This window comes from Pseudodesulfovibrio halophilus DSM 5663 (genome assembly GCF_059568665.1).
Window position 1 is genome coordinate 72,268 of the sequence record NZ_JCANTV010000009.1, and the last position, 17,218, is coordinate 89,485.

The following is a 17,218-nucleotide window of genomic DNA, read 5'->3' on the forward strand; positions in this document are numbered from 1 at the left end:
ATCGGGCGCTTTTTCCTTTGACTTTCAGGCCAAATTGCAAATATGCAGACCTTTCCGACTCTGAAAAATGAACTCAAACCATGGAGAGAGTGATCATGTGCCGCTTATTTGCACTCACCAGCCGTGATCCGATATCGCCCATGCTCGCCGTCGACGCGCTGAACGTCATGAAGGAGGGGCACGACGGCTCCGGCGTGGGGCTGTATCTCAACGGGCTGGGCGGCCCGTTCGAGGAACTCGGCGACTGTCCGATTCTCTCGGGCATCTTCACCGACGAAGGATTGCGGCGGGCCGATGAATTTGTTTCCGCCAAGGGGTTCAAGGCCAAGCACAGCGTGCTGTTCACCCCTGAAAGCGCACCGCCTCCGGGAACCCCGAAACGCGGCACATACGCCTCCATCGCCTTCCAGCCGCCGGCGGAATGGAAGACCCTGTCCGCCGAGGAGCAGGGAAGGCAGCTGGTGCAGATGCGCCTCGACCTGCGCGCCGAGGGCGAAAAGACCGGCGACATGATGGCCTTCTCCTTCTGGCCGGACACCATCATGATAAAGGAAGTGGGCGACCCGCTCGCCATAGGAGAATACCTCCAGCTCGGCCGGGAGGAGATTCACGCGCGCCACATCCTTGCCCAGGGCAGACAGAACACCAACTACGCCATCAACCTGTACGCCTGCCACCCGTTCTTCATCGAAGGCGTGGGCACCATGACCAACGGCGAAAACACCGCCTTCATTCCCATCCGGGAATACCTGCAGTCCCGCGACATCACCGGTTACGAAGGCTACCAGTCCGACTCCGAGGTCTTCACCCACATCGCCCACTACACCGTGAAGCGTCTCGGGCTGGACATCCGCGCCTACAAGCACATCATCACGCCTCTCAGCAACGAGGAGATGGAGAAACACCCGGACGGCGCCTTCCTGCAGGAACTCAAGCGCAGCTGTCGCAAGCTGATCATCGACGGCCCCAACTGCGTGATCGGCTGTCTGCCGGACGGCTCCATGTTCATGACCCAGGACCGCAAGAAGCTGCGCCCCGGCGTGGTCGGCGGCAAGGACGGCATCTACGGTTTCTCCTCGGAGATATGCGGCCTCGACGCCGCCATCCCCGACCGCGACAGGACCAAGGACTTTCAACCCATGCATCTTGATACGGCGATCGTCGGCCCCGATTGCCGGGAGGTTGTCACATGCTCTCAGAACGACCCGTTACCCCCTCGACGTTAGGCGTCAAGGATCTCCCCTGGCAGATCCAGTGGGACAAGGAAACCTGCCAGCAATGCGGCCGCTGCACCTCCGTGTGCCCGGTCAGCGCCATCGAACTCGGCGTGTTCCGCAAGCGCGAGATCAAGACCCCGGCAGGACTGCGCACCAAGGCGCACAATGAATACTCCATCTACTACGGCATTCGTCAGCGCACCGACCCGGCATACGCGTGCATCGGCTGCTCCATGTGCAACATGGTCTGCCCCAACAACGCCATCCAGCCAGCGCGCCAGTTCCATTCCAACACCCTGCAGTTCCACAACAACAGGGGCGGACAGCCGCGCACCCGCGGCGGCCGCAGGAATGCCGACGAGAGCCTGCTGAACCAGATCAAGTTCATCCGCATCTCCATGCTTACCGACCCGGCGCTGGATGCCGGACGCCACGAGTTCGAGATGCGCACCCTGCTCGGCCGGGTGCAGTCGCCCGAGCAGTCCATGAAGACCTTCGACGAACACGGCTGGAAACCGCCGGTTCGCGAAATCTATCCGCTGGTCATCGGCGCCATGTCCTTCGGCGCGCTCTCTCCCAACATGTGGGAAGGCCTGCAGATGGGCGTCGCCTACCTCAACGAGGAGCTGGGCATGCCCGTGCGCATGTGCACTGGCGAAGGCGGCTGTCCGCCGCGCCTGCTGCGCTCGCGCTTCCTCAAGTACGTCATTCTTCAGATCGCCTCGGGCTACTTCGGATGGGACGAGATCATCCACGCCATCCCGCACATGAAGGAAGACCCCTGCGCCATCGAGATCAAATACGGACAGGGTGCCAAGCCCGGCGACGGCGGCCTGCTCATGTGGTACAAGGTCAACAAGCTCATCGCGGCCATCCGCGGCGTGCCCGAAGGCGTGAGCCTGCCCAGCCCGCCCACGCACCAGACCAAGTACTCCATCGAGGAAGCCGTTGCCAAGATGATCCAGTCCATGTCCATGGCCTGGGGATTCCGCGTGCCCGTCTATCCCAAGATCTCGGCCTCCTCCACCTCGCTGGCGGTGCTGAACAACCTCGTGCGCAACCCCTACGCCGCGGGCCTCGCCATCGACGGCGAGGACGGCGGCACCGGCGCTGCCTACAACGTGTCCATGAACCACATGGGCCACCCCATCGCCAGCAGCGTGCGCGACTGTTACAACGCGCTCTGCAAGACCGGCACCCAGAACGAGATTCCGCTCGTGGCCGGGGGCGGCATCGGCAAGACCGGCAACCTCGCCGCCAACGCCGCCGCCATGATCATGCTCGGCTCCAGCGTGGTGCAGTGCGGCAAGTACGTCATGCAGGCCGCCGCGGGCTGCGTCGGCTCTGAGGCCGACCGCTGCAACGTCTGCAACATCGGCGTGTGCCCCAAGGGTATCACCTCGCAGGATCCGCGTATCTATCGCCGCCTCGATCCCGAAAAGGTCGCCGAACGCGTGGTGGACTTCTACCTGAGCTTCGACACGGAACTGAAAAAGATCATCGCTCCGCTCGGACGCTCCACGTCCCTGCCCATCGGCATGTCGGACGCGCTCGGCATCAGCGACAAGGACGCCGCCGAACGCCTCGGCATCAAGTACGTGGTCTAGGCCCCGAGACAGCGAATCCTCAGGATACCGGAGAACAACAATGGCAACGAAAAGCATCAGAATAGAGGGCCGCGACAACGACACGAGGGTCGAATCGCGCATCCTTGAAGAGCGCATCCAGCAGGCCGTGGCCGAAGGTGCGCGCGAGCTGACCGTCGAAGCCTTCGGTCAGCACGGCATCGGCGGCCGCCTCTGGGTCTCCGACAAGGAGCCCGTCAATATCACCGTCAACGGCGCGCCCGGTCAGCGGCTCGGCTCCATGGGCTTCGGCGGCACCACCATCGAAGTCATGGGCCCCGTCTCCGACGACGTGGGCTGGCTCAACGCCGGCGCCGAGATCGTCGTTCACGGCCACGCCTCCAACGGCGCATGCAACGCCATGGCGCAGGGCAAGGTCTTCATCGAAGGCAACATCGGCGCGCGCGGCATGACCATGACCAAGACCAACCCGCGCTTCGATCCGCCCGAAATGTGGGTGCTCGGCGGCTCCGGCGACTACTTCGCCGAGTTCATGGCCGGCGGCACCGCCGTCATCTGCGGCCATGAAGCCCAGAACCCCGAGAACGTCCTCGGATACCGTCCCTGTGTCGGCATGGTCGGCGGACGCATCTTCGTCCGCGGTCCGCACGACGGCTTCTCCAACGCCGACGCGCGCCTCGAGCCCATCAGCGACGATATCTGGGGCTGGCTGACCGAGAATGTCGAAAACTTCCTCAACAAGATCGGCCGTACCGAGCTGCTCGACGAGCTCACCCGCCGCGAGGACTGGCAGCTCATCGTCGCCAAGACCCCGTACGAGAAGAAAGGCACGGCGCGCCGCTCCATGAGCGCCTTCCGCGCCGATGTATGGGAAGAGGAACTCGGCAAGGGCGGTCTCATCGGCGACCTGACAGACATTGACCGCAGCCCCATCCCGCTCGTGGTCAATGGCGAACTGCGCCGCTTTGTCCCGGTCTGGGAGAACGCCAAATACGCAGCCCCCTGCCAGACCAGCTGCCCCACCGGCATGCCCGTGCAGGAACGCTGGCGGCTCGTGCGCGACGGCCTCGTTGACGAAGCCGTTGACCTCGCGCTGGCCTACACGCCTTTCCCCGCCACGGTCTGCGGCTACCTCTGCCCCAACCTGTGCATGGAAGGCTGTACACGCCAGACCAAGAACATGCCCGCCGTGGACATCCAGAAGATCGGCCGCGAGGGGGTCAACAGCAAAGTCCCCGAGCTTCCGCCGCTCTCCGGCAAAAAGGTCGCAGTCATCGGCGGCGGTCCCGGCGGCCTCTCCGTGGCATGGCAGATCCGCATGAAGGGGCACGAAGCCGTGGTCTTCGACATGGCCGAGACCCTCGGCGGCAAAATATCCTCCGCCATTCCCAACAGCCGCGTGCCCAAGGATGTGGTCGACGCCGAACTCGAAAGGGTCAGCAAGGTGCTGCCCCATGTGCACCTGCAAAAGAAGCTCGACAGCGACGGCTTCACCGCGCTGCGCAATGACTACGACTTCATCGTGCTCGCAGTGGGCGCCCAGAAGCCTCGCATCATCCCGGTGCCCGGCCACGAGCGCATCGTCCCGGCCCTGACCTTCCTTCAGGAAGCCAAGAAGCAGGCCATCAAGCCCGGCAAGAAGGTCGTCATCATCGGGGCGGGCAACGTCGGCTGTGACGTGGCCACCGAAGCCGCGGCCCTCGGCGCCGAGGACATCACCCTCATCGACATTCAGGAACCCGCCTCTTTCGGCAAGGAACGCAAGGAAGCGGAAGAGGTCGGAGCCAAGTTCAAATGGCCCTGCTTCACCAAGGAAGTCACCGAGGAAGGCGTCCTGCTCCAGTCCGGGGAGCTGCTGCCCGCCGACACGGTCATCATGTCCATCGGCGACCAGCCCGACGTGGAGTTTCTGCCCGAGAACATCGCCGTCGAGCGCGGCCATGTGGTGGTCAATGACAACTATCAGACCACCGACTCCAAGGTGTTCGCCATCGGCGACATCGTGCGCCCGGGCCTGCTCACGCACGCCATCGGTCACGGACGCCGCACCGCCGAGGTCATCGACGAGATGTTCCAGGGCAAACGCCCGCAGACCGACACCCGCGAGATGATCGATTATTCGCGCATGACTCTGGAATACTTCGATCCCAGACTCACCGAGTTCTCCAGCCTGCAGCAGTGCGCCGACGAATGTTCCTCCTGCGGAACCTGTCGCGACTGCGGGCTCTGCGAGACCGTCTGTCCGCAGGCAGCCATCTCCCGCAAGACATTGGAAGACGGCGGCTTCGAGATGGTCTCCGATCCGCAAAAGTGCATCGGGTGCAGCTTCTGCGCCAGCGTCTGCCCCTGCGGCATCTGGAACATGGTCGAGAACACGCCTATCGGCTAATACGTCGAGACATAGAATACAAAAGGGTGCGGATTCATTCCGCGCCCTTTTTTGAGCTCCGGCGGCCTCTTCCGATGGAGGGTCGCCTTTTCGCACCAGTTGCAGGGTTTGGCCTGTCGGCCGACCTTCTTTTTTGCTTGCGCAGAAAAAAGAAGGCAAAATCTGCGCTGTTGAGGGTGCGCCGCCGCCCTCGACGAGAGGTCTGTGCCTCGACCGGCATTGCTGCGGCACTTGCTTGGCGGGAGTGGATACCTTTTTGTGAGTTCTGAAGGGAAATGCGTGATTTGAGCGATTTCTGCTTAGCTGAACTCTGCTAACGGAGTTCGTCTGCTAAAACGCACAGAACCATACATCCCCGTCAGCGGCAACGCCGCTGACAAGCCAGGGATTCCAAAGGGGGTCCGCCCCTTTGGCGGGGTGCAGGGGCAGCGCCCCTGCCCGTCGGAGACAAAAGCGGAAGCATAAGAAAAGCCCCGTCCAAGGACGGGGCTTTTCCGTGCGAGGTTGATGGCGCTGCCTTATGCGAGGCCGAGGTCGCCTGCCATTTTCGAGTAGAGCATGGTGACGTAGCTCTCGTATCCGGGCAGCTTGGCGGTGATTTCTCCGAAGCTTCCTTTGACGTGCACGAGGTAGGTGTTGCTTCCGTCTTCGGTAACTATTTCTGTTTCGGTGGTCATGGTTTCATCGGGGACGGTTTCCCTGAAGAAGAGGAGCCTGGGTCTGGTGATGGTCTTGTCGGCCGGATTGATCTCAAGGTATTGGTTGGTGGCGTAGCGCAGATACAGTGCTATCGGCAGGAGTATTCCTACCCACAGCAGCCATGGCGACGAATGGAGAAACCATGTGACGGCAAGCAGCGATGCGGTACAGGCCAGAATGGCACCTCCGGCCCACGATACGCTCTGTTCGATCCGGTACATTTGCACCCTCCTCCTCATTTAAAAGATCCAGAACATGAAAACTGTTCCCCCGAAAACTATTTTGTCATGCAGTTAGCACGTTCATCTATCCGACACAAGACAGAGGGATAAATAAAGTCGATAGCTGCATCGCTGGTTGCGAACGGCGCAGCTTGAGAAGGGAGAGAGAGGGGAGGCAGCGAGCCGGGTGCTCAGTCCACGCGTCCGTCTGTGAGATGGATGATGCGCTGGGCGGTTTTGGCGACTTCTTTGTCATGGGTGACGAGGACGATGGTCTTGCCGCTCTGGTGAACGTCGTGGAATAGATTCATGATTTCAGCGCTGGTTCCGGAGTCGAGCTGTCCGGTTGGTTCGTCGGCGAGGATCACGTCTGGTTCGTTGAGCAGGGCGCGGGCCATGGCGACGCGCTGCTGCTGGCCTCCGGAGAGCCGGTTGGGGCGAAAGCTCATGCGGTCGGCAAGGCCGACGCGTTCCAGCAGATATTCGGCGCGTTCGCGCAACTCGGTTTGCGGTCTGCCGGAGTAGAGCCCCGGCAGGGTCACGTTCTCCAGCGCGGTGGCGTATGGGATCAGGTAAAAGCTCTGAAAGATGAAGCCGAGGGTTTGGTTGCGCAGGTCCGACTGCTCGTCGTCGTCCAGCCCCGAGGTGTCGCGCCCCATGAGCTCGTAGGTGCCGGAGGTCGGGCGGTCCAGCAGGCCTATGATGTGCAGCAGGGTAGACTTGCCGGACCCCGACGTCCCCTGAAGGGCGACGAATTCACCCCGGGCGATATCTATGGATATGTCCTTGAGCACCTCGATGCCGGGGCCGGCGTTGTCGCCGCCCTGCGAGAAGGTGCGCACTATGTTGCGAAGGCTGATGGCGGACTGCATCTACATGCCCTCGTCGTCTTCCGGACTCTTCGGCAGCACGAGCTGGGTTGCCACTTCGTCGCCCTCTTCGAGGCCGGAAAGCACTTCGCTGCGCTCCAGTCCCTGAAGGCCGAGGTCGGGCTCCAACTCCTGCGGTTTTTCCTGCCCGGAGACAACGCGAAACACGCGCTGCTTGCCGCCGACCCATTTCAGGGCCGTGTTCGGGATGGTGAGCACGCTCTCGGAGGTTTCGACTATGATTCGGCACTGGGTGGTCATCTCTGGGCGAAGCAGGCGCGCCTCCTGCGGCTCCACCTTGACCAGCGCGCGGTAGTAAACGATGTTGTCGCGGATTTCCGGCTCGGGATAGACGCGGTCGATGCTGCCCATGAAGACCCTGTCGGGGTAGGCATCAACCGAAAACTCGACCGGCAACCCTCTGGCGACGCGGCCCACATCGGTTTCGTCCACATAGATCCACATCTCCAGCTTTTCCGGAGCGAGCACGGTCACGAGATTGGAGACGTTGAGGCCGGAGACGATGGTCTCCCCTTCCTGCGCGGCAACCTGACTCACGACGCCGTCGATGGGGCTCTTAATGCGGGTGTAGGACTGCTGGATGCGCAGGGTTTCGAGTTTGGCCTGCGCGGCTTCCATTTCGTACTTGGCGACCTTCATGTCCTGCAGGGCCTGATCGAGCGTATCCTGCGGCTCGAGGTTTTTCTTCACGAGCCGCTCGCGGCGCGGGAGATTTTTGCGGGCGTAGTCGTATTTGGCCTTGGCGAGCTTGTAGCGTGCTTCGGCCTCGCGCAGCTGGGATTCCAGTTCGCGGTCGTCCACCACGGCGAGCAGTTCATTCTTTTCCACTTCGTCGCCGACTTTGACGCGCACTTCCACGAGTTCGCCCGTTGAACGGGCGCCCACCTTGACCATGGCGCCGACCTGAGCCTTGATGATGCCGGTGGCTTCGAGCGTTTTGCGCACGTCGCCGCGCGTGACGGTATCGGTGCTGATGACCTTGATCCGGTCTCCGCCGGAGGAGGTGGCAAAGTAGATGCCGCCGCCAGCGGCCAGCAGAAGCACAATCCCGGCGATGAGGTATTTCTTCATGAATCGGTTCCGTTCTCGTCCTGTTTGTCCAGTTCCCGCCGCAGTACGTCGTCGAATACGCGCTTCCTGCCGAGGAGGCTGTCCCATGCGTCGCGAAATGTCCACTCCACGTAGCGATAGCCGCAGTCGTCCAGCAGGATGCCGCCGCGATAATATAACAGCTTTGCAGGATAGGTCTTGCACAAATCCGGCCTCGTGTCATGCACGGAGCACAGATTGTCCTCGCCGAGCAGGTCGCAGGTGAACATGAGCATCCCGTCGTCCGTCCGCCCGGTGATGCGAAAGCGTTCGTAATGAGGCTCCTCCCGCTTGAGGCGCTCGAAGTCGCGCTCGCGATGCAGCCAGCGGCCGTGGTCCATGAGCACGATCTTTCGGCAGCAGCGGCCGCAGGCGAGACAGGAACCCTCCACGTGCACCCCGCGGCGAAGTATGGCGGCCCGTAGCTTTCTGTAAAAGCCGCACCAGGACAGCATGTACACGGTATCAGCCGCTCAGTTCTTTCACCCACCGGCGAATGGGGGTCTCCATGATCTCGCGGATCGCCTCAAGGCGTTTGGCGCTCTCGGCCTCGAAGCGCATCACCAGCGCGCCCTGCGTGTTGGAGGCCCGGACAAGCCCCCAGCCGTCGCCGAACTCCACACGGGCACCGTCCATGTCGATCACTTCGTAATCCTTGCGGAAATACTCCTGTGCGCGACGGACCACCTCGAACTTGGCGGACTCGGGACAGTCCACGCGGATTTCGGGGGTGTTGTGCGTCTCGGGCCAATCGGCCAGCATCTGGGAAAGCGGCGTCTGCGTCCGGCTCATGATGGAAGCCAAAAGCAGCGCGCCATACGTGGCGTCGTCGAAGCCGTAGTACCCCTTGGAAAAGAACATGTGGCCGCTCATCTCGCCGCCAAGCGCCGCGCCGAGTTCCTTCATGCGAGCCTTCACGATGGAGTGACCGGTGATGCACATGACCGATTTGCCGCCGTGGGCCTCCACATCTGAAAAAAGAAGATGGCTGCACTTCACGTCCGCCACAACGGTCTCGCCCGGCGACTGCGCGAGCAGAGAGCGAGCGTATATTGCAAGAAGCTGGTCGCCGTAGAGCAGCTTTCCGGTCTCGTCCACCGCGCCGATGCGGTCGCCGTCGCCGTCCAGCCCCACGCCGAAGTCGGCGCCCTCTTCCACCACGCGGGTCTTGAGGTCTTCCACGTATTTCTCGATCACCGGGTCGGGGTGATGATTCGGAAAGTCGCCGTCGGGTTCGCAGTACAGCCGCACCACCTCGGCTCCGGCAACCTCGAGGATGTCCGCGGTGAAGTCTCCGCTGGTGCCGTTGCCGCCGTCCACCACGATCTTGAGCGGACGGTCGAGCGTCGCACGCGAGAGAAGGTCCTCCCGGTAGGCGGGAAGGATGTCGTGACGGCTGATGATGCCGTCGCCCTGCGGGAAATCGCCGTCCTTCATCGCGCGGAATATTTTCTGTACCTCCTCCGAGTGGATTGTGGTCTCCCCGGCCCACACCTTGAATCCGTTGAACTCCGGCGGATTGTGGCTGGCGGTGATCATGACGCCCGCTTCGAGCCCGAGGTGCATCACCGCGAAATAGAATACCGGCGTTGCAACGAGGTCGAGCTGAATGACGTCCACGCCCGTGGAGGCCAGCCCCTTGGAGAGCGCTTTCTGATAGGCCGGGGAACTGTGGCGGCAGTCGTGGCCCACCACGGCGCGGCTGAGGCCCCTAGAGAGAAAGTAGTCGCCGCAGGCCCTGCCGAGGCGCTCCACCCATTCTTCATCGAAGTCCTTGTCCACCACTCCCCGAATGTCGTATGCTCGGAATATCTCGCTGGTTATTTTTTTCATCTATGGGTCTCCAGAAACGATGGTTTTTATCAGTATATCTTGACCCGGCGCGGCTTTGTGCCTAAACAGGGGCTATTATGAATTGGGACTGGGAAAAACTGCAAAAGCAGCAACAGGGGCGCAGAGGCGGTGGTTCACCCACACCTCCCGGATTTGAAGATTTCAACCAACAGTTCGAGAAATTCAAGCGCATGCGCTTCCCCGGTTGGAAGCTCGTGCTGCTTGCCGTGGTCATACTCTGGCTCATCTCGGGCGTATACATCGTCGAACCCGGCGAAGTGGGCGTGGTGAAACGTTTTGGTGAATACCAGACCATGACGTCGCCCGGACCGCATTACCATATTCCATACCCGGTGGAAAGCGCCGTCACGCTGAACGTGGAGCGGGTTCGCCGCATGGAGTTCGGGTTCCGCTCGCTCAACCGCAGCCGCTCCGTCCCCTTCCAGCAGGGACAGACCAGAAAGGTCACGGACGAGTCGCTGATGCTCACCGGCGATGAAAACATCGTCAGCGTGCAGTTCATCGTGCAGTACCAGATCAAGAACGCGCGGAACTACCTGTTCAACGTGTTCGATCAGGAAGGCACCATCAAGAACGCGGCGCAGGCTTCCATGCGCGAGGTCATCGGCAAAAGCAACATCGACCGCGCCCTGACCACCGGGAAGCAGGAAATCCAGGTGGCCACCCGCCAGCTGATGCAGGAGATTCTCGACCTCTACAAGAGCGGAATCCGCGTGGAAAACGTGCAGATGCAGAACGTGCATCCGCCGGACGCCGTCGTGGACGCCTTCAAGGACGTCGCCAGCGCCCGCGAGGACAAGAGCCGCTTCATCAACGAGGCCGAGGCCTACCGCAACGACATCCTCCCCAAGGCCAGAGGTCAGGCCGCACGCATCATCAACGCCGCGGAAGCCTACCGAGAAGCCAAGGTCCGCCGGTCCGAAGGTGACGCCTCGCGTTTCCTCTCCGTGCTGCGCGAATACCGCAAGGCCAAGGACGTGACCCGCACCCGCCTCTACCTCGAGACCATGGAGGAAGTGCTCGCCGATCCCAACGCGGACAAGGTCATCCTGTCCAACGAGGCGCTGAAGCAGTCTCTGCCGTATCTTCCGCTTGAACGGGTGAAGCCCGGCGGCGGAAAAACCACCAACAAATCCCAGTAAGCGAGGCTCAGTTCATGCAGAAGAAAGCCATCCTTTTACTGGCAGTCATATTCATCGGCGTAGCCGTCCTGACCCAGAGCCTTTTCACGGTGGACCAGACACAGCGGGCCATCGTGCTGCAGCTCGGTAAACCGGTCTCCGACGACTCGCTCGGACCCGGCCTGCACTTCAAGCTGCCTTTCGTGCAGAACGTCGTGTACGTGGATTCCCGGATACTCGACTATGACGCCAAGCCCGAAGAGTTCACCACGGAAGACAAGAAGTACATGGACATCAACTCGTACTCCAAGTGGAGAATCGTCCATCCCCTTCAGTTCTACCGCACGGTGCAGAACATCCCGGCCGCGCAGGCCCGCCTTGACGACATCATCCGCTCACAGCTGCGCGTCGAGCTCGGGCGCTACAAGCTCATCGAGATCGTTTCGCTCAAGCGTCCTGAAATCATGGAAAAGGTCACCGCCAAAAGCCGTGAGCTTCTGGAGCCCTATGGCATCGAGGTGGTGGACGTGCGCATCAAGCGGACCGACCTTCCCGCAGAAAACCAGCGTGCCATCTATGGCCGCATGAAGGCCGAACGTGAGCGTCAGGCCAAGCAGTACCGCTCCGAGGGGCGCGAAGCCGCGGACAAGATCAAGGCCAAGGCGGACAAGGAACGCACCATTCTGCTGGCAGAGGCCAAGCGCACTGCGGAGGAAGTCCGCGGTCAGGGCGATGCCAAGGCCACCAAGATCTACGCGGACGCTATGGGTCAGTCTCCGGACTTCTATGATTTCCAGAGAAGCCTTACAGCCTATCGCAACTCCCTCAAGGGTGAGTCCAAGTTCATCATGACCCCCGACTCCCCCTTCCTCAAGTTCTTCCAATAGAATGTTTTTTCCCCGTCAGGGGACAATATAGACATGCTGTTTCAAACGCCGATAACCCGGTGAGAATCACCGGGTTCGGCTTTAAATAGCAAAATTTCCTATTGACAAAAATTGATATTGCCCCCAAACCTTCTAGGGGAATCCCCCAGACAAAAACTCGGGAGAAGCTCCCGAGAGTCAGTTGCTGTCCCGACTCACATCTCCACTACGCCACCACGCATGAGGACAGAGCTGGGGTTACTTTTATAACCCTCGAATATACGCTATATGGTATATTCATGATCAAAACCGGAGAGACGCCACATGCCGAAGTTGAAAAAACGTTGCGACGAGGGGCAACAGAAATGGTTCGACGAGTCGCTTGAACGCATCAAAAAAGCTACCGGAGCCCGGACTCAGGTTCAGTTGGCGGAAGTGCTGGACGTACGCCAGTCAAGCATTTCCGATGCAAAGCGCCGCTGCTCCATCCCGGCAGAATGGTTCCTGAAGCTGTATCGCAGCCACGGCCTTGCACCGGACTGGCTCTCGGACGGAGTCGAGCCCGTGTACCTGAACCCCAACAAGGCCAAGATCTCCGCGGACGTGGTTCTGCGCGAGTCCCCGGCTCCGTATGGTCGCAACAACGCGCGCGCCCGCGTGGTACCCGTTTCCACCATGGCCGGACTCGACAAGTCCGCTTCCACTTGGGCTCCGGAGGCGCTGGAAGAACTGGCCATCCCGGAGACGTACTTCCGTCCCAAACTGCAGGTCTGCAAAGTCGACAGCGCCAGCATGGAGCCTGTCATCCAGCGCGGCGCCTACGTGGGCATCGACCGCGACCAGACCCAGCACCCGGACGGGGACCTCTGCGCCGTGCACTTCCCGCATCAGGGACTGCTCATCCGTCGCGTGTTCCTTCAGGACGGACAGTTCGTGCTCAAGGCCGCGAACACCCAGTACGATGACCTGACCATTCCCGCCGACGAAATGGACGAACGCACCGTGGGGCGCGTGGTCTGGGTTCTTCAGGACCTCAGCAACGTCTAGGGGCCTCCGCCCATATTCGACTTTTACGACCGCCGCATCCGAGATTCGGAAGCGGCGGTTTTCCTTTTTCCGACAGGGTGCTACCATGTCGAATCGACCATCACGGAGGACAGCCGTGGACAGACACACTATACTGCTTGTTGAGGACAGCCGTTTTTTCGGACACATGGTTCGCGACAGGATCGAGGAGGAACTCGACCTGAGCGTAGACTGGGCGACCACCATGGCCGAGGCCGTCTCCCTCATCGAATCCCGGGGCGAAGACTATCTCGTGGTGCTGCACGGGCTCTCTCTGCCGGACGCCGAGGAAGGCGACATGGCCCGCTATGTCACCGGCAAGGGGCTGCCCGCCCTCGTCTTCACCGCCACCTTTTCCAACGGCGCCAGGCACCGCATCGCTTCGCTGGGCGTGGCCGACTACGTGCTCAAGGAGAACCCCAAGGCGGTAGACACCGTGCTCGACACCATCCGCCGCATCCGCAGCAATCCCGACACCAAGGTGTTGGTCGTGGACGACTCCCCCACCGCCCTCACCAAGGTCCGCAAACTGCTGCAGGCGCACCGCTACGAGGTGTTCACCGCCAGCGACGGACAGGAAGCTCTTCGCATCATGGACGAAATGCCCGATGTCAAGCTGGTGCTCACGGACTTCAACATGCCCTCCATGGACGGCTTCGAGCTGACAAGACGTCTCCGGGAGAATTTCCCGAAAGACCGCCTCGCGATCATCGGTCTCTCCTCGGAACGTGACGAGATGCTCTCCGCGCGGTTCATCAAGCTCGGCGCCAACGACTTTCTCAAGAAACCCTTCATCTCCGAAGAGTTCTACTGCCGTGTCCAACACTCGCTGGACATGCTGCAGCAGATCGAGACCATACGGGAACTGTCCTACCGCGACCCGCTCACTAAATTGGCGAACCGGCGGTGCTTCTTCGAGAGCGCGGACGGGTTCATTGACCGCGCCGGAAAGGCCGGGGACCGCCTGTGCCTCGCCATGCTCGACATCGACCATTTCAAGAAGGTAAACGACACTTACGGACACGACGCGGGCGACGCGGTGATATCCAACATCGCCGCTCTGCTGGACACCGCGTTCCCGGAGGGCGAGGCATTGACCGCCCGGTTCGGCGGCGAGGAATTCGCCGTTCTGCTCCGGCATCCCGTGGAGCAGGACCCCGCTTCGCTTTTCGACGGTTTCCGCAGGACTGTCCAACAGTCGCCGGGCCGGGCTTCGGGCCGCGAGATTTCCGTGACCATCAGCATCGGACTTTGTCTGGACATTTCCGGCTCTTTGCATAAAACACTCAGTGCGGCCGACGAAAATCTCTACCGCGCCAAGGAACAGGGCCGGAACCGCGTGGTATCCGGCGTCTGCGAACTGAACGACTGATCGACACGCCAAGGAGACAAGGATGAGCACCCAGACCGCTCCCAAAACCGGACAGGACCGCCCGGTGACCGCTCCCGACATACGTGCGCGCAAGGGCGAAAACCCCATAGCCTGCATTACCGCCTACGACTACTGCTCCGGCACAATCGCCGACCAAAGCGGGGCCGATCTGGTCCTCGTGGGCGACTCGCTTGCCATGGTCATGCTCGGGCACGAGGACACCCTTTCCGTCACCATGGACGAAATGCTGCACCACACTCGCGCAGCCAGCCGCGGCGTGAAGCGCGCCCTGCTCGTGGGTGACATGCCGTTTCTTTCCTATAATCTGAGCACCGAACAGGCTCTCGCCAACGCCGGACGGTTTCTCGCAGAAGGACGCGCCAAAGCCGTCAAGCTCGAAGGCGGCGTGAACGTTGCCCCGCAGGTCAAGGCCATCGTGGATGCGGGCATCCCGGTCCTCGGCCACGTCGGCCTCACCCCGCAGCACGTGGCCCGCTTCGGTGGCTTCAAGGCGCAGGGCAAAACCGCCGAGGCGGTCAAATCCATGCTGGATGACGCACTGGCGCTCGAAGAGGCGGGAGCTTTCGCCATCGTGCTGGAAGCCGTGCCGGAAGAGGCCGCGCAGCTCATCACCGAATCCCTCAGCGTGCCGACCATCGGCATAGGCGCGGGCGCGGTGACCGACGGTCAGATTCTCGTCTACCATGACGTTCTGGGCATGTTCGACCGCTTCACGCCCAAGTTCGTGCGTCGCTACGGCGAGCTGGGCGAGCTCTGCGCCGAGACGCTCAGGCGCTACTGCGAGGATGTACGGCACTGCCATTTTCCCACGGAAAAACACACCCTGCACATGGATGACGACGAAGTGGCAAAGCTCAGAAAGATCAAGAGGCCGAAGCGGTAGATGGACTCACTGCTCTCGTGGCCGGTTCTCTGGGACGGGCTGCTCTGGCCGCTCATGCGGCTGGTGTTCTTCATCAGCGTCGGCCTTTTCATCGGCAACCTCATCGAGTCCCTGAACTGGACCCGGCACGTGGCGCGGTTCGCCGAACCGCTGGCCCGCCGGGCCCGGCTCAAGGACGTGTCCGCCGCCAGTTTCTCGCTGGCCTTCTTTTCCGGCGTCACCGCCAACACCATGCTCGCCGAGGCGCACGAGAAGCAGACCATCTCCGACCGCGAACTGCTGCTCTCCAACCTGTTCAACAGCCTGCCCACGTACTTTCTGCACCTGCCCACCATATTCTTCATCGCCGCGCCCTTCATCGGGTCAGCGGCGGTGGTCTACGTGGGCATCACCGCCAGCGCCGCGGTGCTTCGCACCGGCACCATCGTCCTTATGGGGCGGTTTTTGCTGCCGCCGGTCCCGGAAGGGTGCGTGCCGTGCAGACTCGACGAAGCCCCGGACAATCGCGGCAATCCGCTCCAGAAAACCCTCAAGCGGTTTCGCAGGCGGCTGCCCAAGATTCTCTACTTCACTGTCCCCATTTACATTCTGTTCTTCCTGCTGCGGCATTACGGCATATTCGCCTCGCTCCAGCAGTTCATGTCGGACAACGTCGGGTTCCTGTCCTGGCTCCCCACCGAGGCGGTCGGCATCGTGGCCTTCCATGTGGCCGGTGAATTCACCGTGGGACTCGCCGCGGCAAGCGCCCTGCTGCAGGACGCCTCCCTGACCACCCACACTGTGGTCCTCGCCCTGCTCACGGGTAACGTCCTGTCATCCCCCATGCGCGCCTTCCGGCACCAGTTTCCCTACTATGCCGGCATATTCCGCCCCCGCATGGCCGCGAGGCTCATCGTGGTCAACCAGAGCCTGCGCGCCACCAGCATCGCCCTCGTCGCCGTGCTGTACGCCCTGCTCGGCTGACGCGCAATTGTGCAAATTGTGCAACGCACAAGTTGCGTCTCTTTGCACAAAACACCTTGCACATCAGCGCCTGCACCCAGCAATTTCAGCATGTTACATTTTGGCACGGCAAATGCTAAACTCTCACTACAGATCAGGGTGAGAAGCAGAAAAGCATTGCCTCTATCCTAAATGTGACAGCAATACTGGCACACCTCCTCTCGGACCGGGCCCATGCCGGATGGGCCCGGGACCAGGAAAGGCACCTCCCCTGAACCATAGCGGCAAGACAGGGCCGGAAGAGCGTCAACGCAAGTGCCCCCTCACTCCCATCGTCGCTCTGCCCCCTCAGGCGGCGATTAGCTCTGCGAACCTCCGGACTGTCACGCAATACAGGCCGACCGAACCATCGGCCATATTCATCCCTCCCCCCCCCTTAGACCTACAGGAAAGGGGCCGCCCGAAAGGGCGGCCCCTGCATCCTGGGTCCATAGTCCGCATTGAAAAATACCGAACAGGCGCTATTTGTATGCAGCGAGCTGTCGGGCGGTGTCCCGTGCAATGTCGCGCTGCTTCAGGTCTTCCTTCTTGGAGTGCACGTTCTTGCCCTTGCCGAGGGCGATCTGCAGTTTCACCTTTCCCCGGGAGAAGTACATCTTCACGGGGATCACGGTAAGGCCCTTCTGGTCCGCGCGCGACTGGAGCATGTCGATTTCACGCTTGTGCAACAGCAGCCTGCGCGGACGCTCCGGATCGGGACGGTCGAACTGGGAGGTGTTTTCGTACGGGGCGATATGCACGCCCACGAGCCACGCTTCCCCGTCGCGAAAGCGCACGTAGCCGTCCTTGAAGCTCACGCGGCCCTCGCGAAGGGATTTCACTTCACAGCCCTGCAGGGCGATGCCGGCCTCGAAGGTCTCTATGAATTCATACAGGCGGCGGGCCTGCTTGTTCTGCCCGATGACGTTTGCAGCGGGTTTCTTCTTTTTCTTTCCCATATATG

Annotated in this window: 15 protein-coding genes; 9 read left to right on the plus strand and 6 right to left on the minus strand. The window is 61.5% G+C overall.

Annotated elements, in window-relative coordinates; all coding sequences use genetic code 11:
• The first annotated feature begins 95 nt into the window (after window positions 1-95).
• The 3 genes from BR24_RS05060 to BR24_RS05070 are packed head-to-tail and all read left to right on the plus strand — an operon-like array spanning window position 96 to window position 5,192.
• Window positions 96-1,226, plus strand: a complete 1,131-nt coding sequence (locus BR24_RS05060) for a class II glutamine amidotransferase domain-containing protein (protein WP_496540421.1) — start codon at window positions 96-98, stop codon at window positions 1,224-1,226.
• Entirely contained in the window at window positions 1,190-2,824 is a 1,635-nt protein-coding gene (locus BR24_RS05065) for a glutamate synthase-related protein (RefSeq protein WP_496540422.1), read from the plus strand. Before BR24_RS05060 ends, BR24_RS05065 begins: the two co-directional genes overlap by 37 nt.
• A 40-nt stretch (window positions 2,825-2,864) precedes the next feature.
• Window positions 2,865-5,192: an FAD-dependent oxidoreductase gene (locus tag BR24_RS05070; RefSeq protein WP_496540423.1), complete on the plus strand. Its 2,328-nt coding sequence runs from the start codon at window positions 2,865-2,867 to the stop codon at window positions 5,190-5,192.
• 518 nt (window positions 5,193-5,710) lie between these two features.
• Here BR24_RS05070 and BR24_RS05075 read toward each other — a convergent pair.
• The 5 genes from BR24_RS05075 to BR24_RS05095 all read right to left on the minus strand — a co-directional run bounded on the left by BR24_RS05075 (window position 5,711) and on the right by BR24_RS05095 (window position 9,924).
• The gene (locus BR24_RS05075; protein WP_496540424.1) at window positions 5,711-6,112 is read right to left on the minus strand and encodes a hypothetical protein; all 402 of its coding nucleotides are present in this window, start codon (window positions 6,110-6,112) and stop codon (window positions 5,711-5,713) included.
• A 191-nt stretch (window positions 6,113-6,303) separates the two neighbouring features.
• Window positions 6,304-6,984: an ABC transporter ATP-binding protein gene (locus tag BR24_RS05080; protein WP_496540425.1), complete on the minus strand. Its 681-nt coding sequence runs from the start codon at window positions 6,982-6,984 to the stop codon at window positions 6,304-6,306.
• Window positions 6,985-8,073, minus strand: coding sequence for an efflux RND transporter periplasmic adaptor subunit (locus BR24_RS05085; RefSeq protein ID WP_496540426.1), 1,089 nt, complete (start codon window positions 8,071-8,073; stop codon window positions 6,985-6,987).
• Window positions 8,070-8,483 carry a YkgJ family cysteine cluster protein gene (locus BR24_RS05090; RefSeq protein ID WP_496540427.1) on the minus strand — a complete coding sequence of 138 codons (414 nt, stop codon included), beginning with the start codon at window positions 8,481-8,483 and terminating at the stop codon, window positions 8,070-8,072. Before BR24_RS05090 ends, BR24_RS05085 begins: the two co-directional genes overlap by 4 nt.
• Window positions 8,484-8,556: 73 nt before the next feature.
• Window positions 8,557-9,924 carry a phosphomannomutase/phosphoglucomutase gene (locus tag BR24_RS05095; RefSeq protein WP_496540428.1) on the minus strand — a complete coding sequence of 456 codons (1,368 nt, stop codon included), beginning with the start codon at window positions 9,922-9,924 and terminating at the stop codon, window positions 8,557-8,559.
• Between the two features lie 77 nt (window positions 9,925-10,001).
• On the opposite strand from BR24_RS05095, the gene hflK reads away from it, so the two are divergent.
• From hflK to BR24_RS05125, 6 genes are all read left to right on the plus strand, one after another.
• On the plus strand, window positions 10,002-11,087 hold the full coding sequence (gene hflK, locus BR24_RS05100) for an FtsH protease activity modulator HflK (RefSeq protein WP_496540429.1): 1,086 nt from the start codon (window positions 10,002-10,004) through the stop codon (window positions 11,085-11,087).
• 14 nt (window positions 11,088-11,101) lie between these two features.
• Window positions 11,102-11,953, plus strand: a complete 852-nt coding sequence (hflC, locus tag BR24_RS05105; RefSeq protein ID WP_496540430.1) for a protease modulator HflC — start codon at window positions 11,102-11,104, stop codon at window positions 11,951-11,953.
• A gap of 303 nt (window positions 11,954-12,256) precedes the next feature.
• Window positions 12,257-12,979, plus strand: a complete 723-nt coding sequence (locus BR24_RS05110; protein WP_496540431.1) for a LexA family transcriptional regulator — start codon at window positions 12,257-12,259, stop codon at window positions 12,977-12,979.
• A 115-nt stretch (window positions 12,980-13,094) separates the two neighbouring features.
• Window positions 13,095-14,369 carry a diguanylate cyclase gene (locus BR24_RS05115; protein WP_496540432.1) on the plus strand — a complete coding sequence of 425 codons (1,275 nt, stop codon included), beginning with the start codon at window positions 13,095-13,097 and terminating at the stop codon, window positions 14,367-14,369.
• Between the two features lie 22 nt (window positions 14,370-14,391).
• Window positions 14,392-15,273, plus strand: a complete 882-nt coding sequence (gene panB, locus BR24_RS05120) for a 3-methyl-2-oxobutanoate hydroxymethyltransferase (protein ID WP_496540433.1) — start codon at window positions 14,392-14,394, stop codon at window positions 15,271-15,273.
• Window positions 15,274-16,236, plus strand: coding sequence for a hypothetical protein (locus tag BR24_RS05125; protein WP_496540434.1), 963 nt, complete (start codon window positions 15,274-15,276; stop codon window positions 16,234-16,236).
• Window positions 16,237-16,736: 500 nt separating this feature from the next.
• On the opposite strand, the gene smpB is transcribed toward BR24_RS05125, so the two are convergent.
• Window positions 16,737-17,213 carry an SsrA-binding protein SmpB gene (gene smpB / locus BR24_RS05130; RefSeq protein ID WP_496540435.1) on the minus strand — a complete coding sequence of 159 codons (477 nt, stop codon included), beginning with the start codon at window positions 17,211-17,213 and terminating at the stop codon, window positions 16,737-16,739.
• Window positions 17,214-17,218: the final 5 nt, after the last annotated feature.

Excerpts from the sequence above, each read along its gene's own strand:
- BR24_RS05125 (WP_496540434.1), top strand. The coding sequence starts at position 15,274 with ATGGACTCACTGCTCTCGTGGCCGGTTCTCTGGGACGGGCTGCTCTGG.
- BR24_RS05110 (WP_496540431.1), top strand. The coding sequence starts at position 12,257 with ATGCCGAAGTTGAAAAAACGTTGCGACGAGGGGCAACAGAAATGGTTC.
- BR24_RS05075 (WP_496540424.1), bottom strand. The coding sequence starts at position 6,112 with ATGTACCGGATCGAACAGAGCGTATCGTGGGCCGGAGGTGCCATTCTG.
- hflC (WP_496540430.1), top strand. The coding sequence starts at position 11,102 with ATGCAGAAGAAAGCCATCCTTTTACTGGCAGTCATATTCATCGGCGTA.
- smpB (WP_496540435.1), bottom strand. The coding sequence starts at position 17,213 with ATGGGAAAGAAAAAGAAGAAACCCGCTGCAAACGTCATCGGGCAGAAC.
- BR24_RS05080 (WP_496540425.1), bottom strand. The coding sequence starts at position 6,984 with ATGCAGTCCGCCATCAGCCTTCGCAACATAGTGCGCACCTTCTCGCAG.
- BR24_RS05085 (WP_496540426.1), bottom strand. The coding sequence starts at position 8,073 with ATGAAGAAATACCTCATCGCCGGGATTGTGCTTCTGCTGGCCGCTGGC.
- BR24_RS05065 (WP_496540422.1), top strand. The coding sequence starts at position 1,190 with ATGCTCTCAGAACGACCCGTTACCCCCTCGACGTTAGGCGTCAAGGAT.
- hflK (WP_496540429.1), top strand. The coding sequence starts at position 10,002 with ATGAATTGGGACTGGGAAAAACTGCAAAAGCAGCAACAGGGGCGCAGA.
- BR24_RS05095 (WP_496540428.1), bottom strand. The coding sequence starts at position 9,924 with ATGAAAAAAATAACCAGCGAGATATTCCGAGCATACGACATTCGGGGA.
- BR24_RS05060 (WP_496540421.1), top strand. The coding sequence starts at position 96 with ATGTGCCGCTTATTTGCACTCACCAGCCGTGATCCGATATCGCCCATG.
- panB (WP_496540433.1), top strand. The coding sequence starts at position 14,392 with ATGAGCACCCAGACCGCTCCCAAAACCGGACAGGACCGCCCGGTGACC.
- BR24_RS05070 (WP_496540423.1), top strand. The coding sequence starts at position 2,865 with ATGGCAACGAAAAGCATCAGAATAGAGGGCCGCGACAACGACACGAGG.